Source organism: Edaphobacter sp. (assembly GCF_035763405.1).
Taxonomy (GTDB): Bacteria; Acidobacteriota; Terriglobia; order Terriglobales; family Acidobacteriaceae; genus Edaphobacter.
This window is the reverse complement of sequence record NZ_DASUBE010000009.1, coordinates 1-5,319: the sequence shown is the minus strand read 5'-3', so window position 1 is coordinate 5,319 and position 5,319 is coordinate 1. Positions and strand designations below refer to the sequence as shown.

7 protein-coding genes are annotated in these 5,319 nt (G+C 61.0%); all 7 read right to left on the bottom strand.

Annotation, left to right across the window (positions count from 1 at the left end):
• Positions 1-530: competence/damage-inducible protein A (locus tag VFU66_RS00850; protein WP_326444333.1), on the bottom strand; the 530-nt coding region annotated here is incomplete at its 3' end.
• A gap of 87 nt (positions 531-617) precedes the next feature.
• Positions 618-1,442 carry a PASTA domain-containing protein gene (locus tag VFU66_RS00845; RefSeq protein ID WP_326444332.1) on the bottom strand — a complete coding sequence of 275 codons (825 nt, stop codon included), beginning with the start codon at positions 1,440-1,442 and terminating at the stop codon, positions 618-620.
• On the bottom strand, positions 1,439-2,065 hold the full coding sequence (dag1, locus tag VFU66_RS00840; protein ID WP_326444331.1) for a Dag1 family anti-phage DNA glycosylase: 627 nt from the start codon (positions 2,063-2,065) through the stop codon (positions 1,439-1,441). Before dag1 ends, VFU66_RS00845 begins: the two co-directional genes overlap by 4 nt.
• A gap of 328 nt (positions 2,066-2,393) precedes the next feature.
• Positions 2,394-3,827, bottom strand: coding sequence for a cation-efflux pump (locus VFU66_RS00835; RefSeq protein WP_326444330.1), 1,434 nt, complete (start codon positions 3,825-3,827; stop codon positions 2,394-2,396).
• 95 nt (positions 3,828-3,922) lie between these two features.
• On the bottom strand, positions 3,923-4,351 hold the full coding sequence (locus VFU66_RS00830; RefSeq protein ID WP_326444329.1) for a type II toxin-antitoxin system HicB family antitoxin: 429 nt from the start codon (positions 4,349-4,351) through the stop codon (positions 3,923-3,925).
• Between the two features lie 9 nt (positions 4,352-4,360).
• Positions 4,361-4,537: a type II toxin-antitoxin system HicA family toxin gene (locus VFU66_RS15725; protein WP_414649354.1), complete on the bottom strand. Its 177-nt coding sequence runs from the start codon at positions 4,535-4,537 to the stop codon at positions 4,361-4,363.
• Between the two features lie 46 nt (positions 4,538-4,583).
• On the bottom strand, positions 4,584-5,319 hold a 736-nt coding region (locus VFU66_RS00825; protein ID WP_326444328.1), incomplete at its 5' end, for a ubiquinone/menaquinone biosynthesis methyltransferase.

The following is a 5,319-nucleotide window of genomic DNA, read 5'->3' as shown; positions in this document are numbered from 1 at the left end:
AGGCGCGGACGCACCTGCTCGTCGAACATGGGCTTGAGTTCGTTAGGTGGGCCGGGGAGCAGGATGATGATCTTGCGATGAGTCTCGCCATTGGGGCTGGGGACGACGGTGTCGAGATACTGGCCGGGGGCGCTGCCGTTTTTGTTTTCAAGGATGTTTGCGCCCGCGAGTACGTCGGCCTGTTTGGCATTGTTGGGCGGCATGACCATCTGGCGTGCGGCGAAGCGTTTGTATATGGCCGTGAGGATGTCATTGTCCGGGTGGAGCTCGACGCCGAGCGCGGCGGCTGCGGCTTCGCGCGTGAGATCGTCTTCGGTGGGGCCGAGTCCGCCGGAGAAGACGACGATGTCGGCGCGCTCGATGGCGATGGAGGCAGCTCCGGTGAGGTGCGCGAGGCTGTCGCCGACGATGGTCTTGAAGGCGACTTCGACGCCGAGGTCGTTGAGTCGGCCAGTGAGGAAGAGCGAGTTGGTGTCCTGGCGATAAGGCGTCAGCATCTCGGAGCCGACGGCGATGATTTCGGCGATCATGGTTTCGTGCAGTCCATTCCTTGCCGGTTGGGTCAGGGTGCTCTGTGCGTCCGGCTGCATTGTGCTGAATAAATCTATTCTATTGATTCAGTAGACAATCGAGAGATGGACGGCGTCGCCTTTTGTCACTCGATAGCCTGCGGGCGGGGTCTGCGCGACGACCATGGCGGTGGAACTGCCTGCGACAGGCGCGGCAGATTGGGCGGGCGCCGGTGCGGCAGGCTGCGCAGGGCCGGTGGTGATCGGCGGCAGCGTGGGAGCGGCGGGTTTAATCTCCTCTGCGCTGACAACGCGCAGGCCGGCGGCGGAGGCTCGTGCGGCAGCGGACATCAGCGGCAGGCCGACGAGCGAGGGCATCACGAAGGCAGATGCGGTTGCGGTGTTGGGGTCAGGGGGCTGGCTGAGCAGCAGGCTTACGCGGGGGCGTTCGATGCCGCTGGCGTTGGGGCCGGGCGTTTGCGCGAGGACAGTGCCGGGATCTCCGGGCGCCTGCATGTAGGCGAGCGTGCCTACGTCGAGCGCGAGGCGACGCAAGTTGATGGAGGCGGTGCGGTCGGATTCGCCGGTGAGGTCAGGCACCGCGACCCGCTGCGGGCCAAGGCTTTCGGTGACGCGCACAGTGTATTGGTGACGCACGGTGGTTCCGGGCGCGGGCGACTGGCCGAGGATGAGTCCGGCGGCGGTGTTGTTCGAGTAGAAGCGGTCTTCGAGGGTGAGGCGGAGTCCGCGATGGCGGGTCTGGTCGCCTGCGTCGGCAAGCGTCTGGCCGATGAGGCTGGGGACCGTGACCTCGCGGCCGTGGATGGCCAGCCGCATCGAGATGAAGGCCGAGGTGAGGAAGACAGCAAACATCGCCAGCGCGCCCAGGACGAGGTTGAAGAAGCGGTTGATGGCGCGGACGCGGACCTTCATGGGGTTAAGGATATATCTACCCCTGCTGCCGGTTGATCCGTTTTCTGAACAGATGATTCTCCACCGTACAGCCAGAGGAACTTGTCGAGATCTTTGAAGCTGAATGAGCCAAGACCATAGAAATCTCTGAACGCGACCATTACCTTCCGAAACACGGGGTAGACCCGGATGTCCGCATTTCTTTTGAAGAAGCTCGCAAAGGGTTTCCGCTTTTGCAATCTCCGGAGATACCTATCAACGTGCGAATCGTAGATTGGGTACGATTCAGGATTGTGCCAACTACAATATTTGGTCGCAAACGAGAAAAAGCTGCGCTCTTTTCCTTGAATAGTAACTCTGGAAATCTTATCGACGATTTCAGGCAAACCAGATGCCAAGGCAGCATCGATGTTGTTGGCATTGCTATGTATGTGGATTGCAACATCCATTACAGCGAAGATTTGCGTGGAGTACAGACGGTTGAGCGTCACGACTTTCAGGAGGACATGGCGAATATCGGTGTTGGCAGGAAATATCGCAAACAGTTCACTAAGCGCCCCCTCGACGACGTCATTCTCATGATCGAATTTGTCGCAGGCAGTCTTCACGAGTTCTACAGTTGGTTCGCACAGGTTTGTGTTCATGGCAACAATCCTTCTGTCGGTCGAAATCTGATAATAGTAGATTCCCCCGCTTCGCTGCGGAATGGCGGTGCAAAAGAACAGACAACTGAAACTGCGGACTCGGGGAATGCGTTTTTTCCCACCCATCGCAAAAAGCGCGATGGATGGGGCACCCGAGCGTTAGTGGCGGTTGAAGAAACTGCAACTGCAAAGGCAAAGCAGGTCCTCTGCCTTCGGCCGAGATGACGTGTGTTGGTAGCGAGTTTGGGAACAACAGATTCCTTCGCTTCGCTACGGAATGGAAATGCAAAATTAGCTGCGGAATGGAAATGCAAAAAGAAGATTTCCGTTAACGCCGGTTGTCGGTGGCGGGTTCGGGGTGGATGAAGAGGCGGGTGACTTCGGGGCAGTCTTGTTTGAAGGCGTCTTCGAGGGCGGAGATGGTGGCGTGGACCTCGGACATGGGCAGGTCGTCGGGCAGGGTGGCGTGGCAGCTTACCTGGATGCGGTTGTTGAGGCGGGTGACGAAGACCTCGTGGATGTCGAGGATCTCGGGGAACGCCTGCGCGACGCGGCGGAGGCGGACTTCGAGCTGGCGGTCGGGTTCGAGCGACTCGGGCCGCTCGATGGTGGCGGGCTCGCTTTCGATGTGAGTGAGGATGGAGGCGACCTCGGGGACCTCGCGGCTGATGTCGGCTTCGAGCTGCGTGACAAGCGCGTGGGCGTCGCGCAGGGTCATCGATTCGGGGACTTCGAGGTGCTGCTCGACGTGGAGCTGGTGGTTGTACTCCTGCACGGTGACGTCGTGGATGGCGAGGTTGGAGCGCGCGGCGACGGCGCGGATACGGTCGTGGACGCTTTCGGCCAGCGACGCCGTGGGGATGGAGTGGACGACGACATCGGCCCCGGGGAGATGGCGTTGGACGGCCTCGGTTGCAGCGAGCGTGATCTGCTCGGATCGCTGGAAGGTGAGGTTGCGCGGCATCCCTAGCGTGACGTCGGCAAAGTAGCTGGAACCGGCGCGGCGGGTGCGGACGCGATTGACCGAGAGAACGCCGGGGATGGCGGCGAGGTCGGCGGCGAGGTCGCGCGTTTGGCTTTGAATTTCGGATGGCGTGGCGTCGGTGAGTGCGTCGATGGTGCGGCGTGCAAGCTGCCAGGTGACGTAGAGGATGACGAAGGCAACGATGATGGCGGCGATGGGGTCGGCCAGTTCGAGGCTGGGGATGTGCCAGTAGCGGCCTGCGTAGGTGGCGGCCAGTCCCAGGAAGACTGCGGAGGAAGACCATATATCGGTGCGGAAGTGGAGCGCGTCTGCTTCGAGCGCGTCGCTGTTGTACTGGCGGGCGACGGCCTGGAGGCGGCTGGAGCGGGTGAGGTCTACCGCGATGGAAAGCAGCAGGACGACGAAGGGCCAGACGGAAAAGGCCAGCGCGAGATGTTCGCGCGTGACGATGCGGTCGATGGACGCGGTGAGAATCCAGATGGCCGAGCCGAGCATGAGGATGGCTTCGATGGCGGCGGAGAGGCTTTCGACTTTGCCGTGGCCGTAGGTGTGGCTGGCGTCGGCGGGGCGGTCGGAGAGCTGCACAGAGAAGTAGGTGATGGTGGCGGCGATGACGTCGATGCCCGAGTGTGCTGCCTCGGACAACATGCCGAGCGAGCCGGTGAGCAGGCCGGTGAGGAGCTTGAGCAGCGTGACGCAGGCAGCGGCCAGCACGCTGAAGAGAGCGGCGGAACGTTTAGCGTCGAGCGCTGGCTCGGTGGTGGCTGCGAGGCTCATGCAGAGATGCTACAGGGAACGGGGATGAGGGAATAGGCATTCGGTCAGGGTTTGGCGGCGCGGTAGAGGCCTGCGGCGCAAAAGATGTACGCAGTTCAAGCAGCTATATCGGATGCTGCGCTGACCTCAAGGCTCTTGCCGAGAGCTTTCATTGCTGCGGCGATGCCGTCGATTCTGGATGTGTGACGGATGTTGGTGAGACGGTTCACTTCCTGAGGGGAGGTATGGAGCCTCTTCGCAAGTTCGGCGGGACGTACTTTTTGCCTCAGCATCTCATTCAACAACAGCACCTTAGCGGCAACGCTGACTGGAAGTTCAACGAACCGCTGTCCGCGCTTGAGCGGGGAAGGAGCAGGAACGACGCGACCTTCTTCAAAGTAGAAGTCGAGCGCCGTCTCCAGCGCATCCTTTGCGGCGCGGAGCGATTGTTCTTCGCTCTTGCCCTGTGTAATTGCCTCTGGAATGTCGGGGAAGGTGACGAGAAAGAACTTGCCGTCGCGGCGCAGTTTAACGGGGTATCGCATGTTCGTCTCCTATTTCAGGCCCAACTGCTTCTTGATTGCAGCCACTAGTCCAGTGCCGAGTTCCTTGTTGTGCATGGGGAGGACGGATTGCTTTCCATGGAGTGTGACCTTCAGGTGCGATCCTATGCCCGGCTTGAAGGTAGCTCCCTGGTCAGCCAGCCAACGCGTGAACTCACTACTCTTCACAGATGTTGACTATAAACAATATTGTTTATAGTCGCAAGGAAGTGACTTACGGTTTGGCGGCGCGGTAGAGGCCTGCGGCTCCAAGAGTGTAGCTGGTCCAGGTGGCCTGGATGAAGCCTGCGTTTTGGATGAGTTGCAACATGCGGGGTGGGCGGGGGAATCGCTCGACCGAGGCGGGGAGGTAGGTGTAGGCGGCGCGGTCTCCGGAGATGAGGCCGCCGATGTGCGGCAGGATTTTTTTGAAGTAGAGGTTGTACGCTGCGCCGGTGAGTCCTTCGGGCCGGTTGCACTCGAGGATGCCGATCTGGCCTCCGGGGCGGAGAACGCGGTGCAGCTCGGCGAGGCCGTCTTCGTAGCTGGCCAGGTTGCGAAAGCCGTAGGCGATGGTGATGAGGTCGATGGAGTTGTCGGCGAACGGGAGGTGGAGCGCGTCGGCTTCGATGGAGGTGATGTTGTGCCCGGCGAACTTTTTCTCCGCGAGCGCGAGCATCGGGCGGGAGAAGTCTGCGGCGAGAATGGGTTCAGGTTGCCCAGGTTCCATAGAGATTTGTGGCGCTTCGCCCACCTTAGCGACGATACGGCCGTCGCGAAGATGGGGCACCCGGTTTTGAGGCTGAGGTCGATATTTGTAGAGCGCCATCGTCATGTCGCCGGTGCCGCAGCAGAGGTCGAGCACGACGGCTTCGGGGCGCTCAAGCGTTTTGCGAAATGCGTGGGCGGTGCGGTTCCACAGCCAGCGGTCGAGCCCGAAGGTGAGGATGTGATTGGCGCGGTCGTAGGTG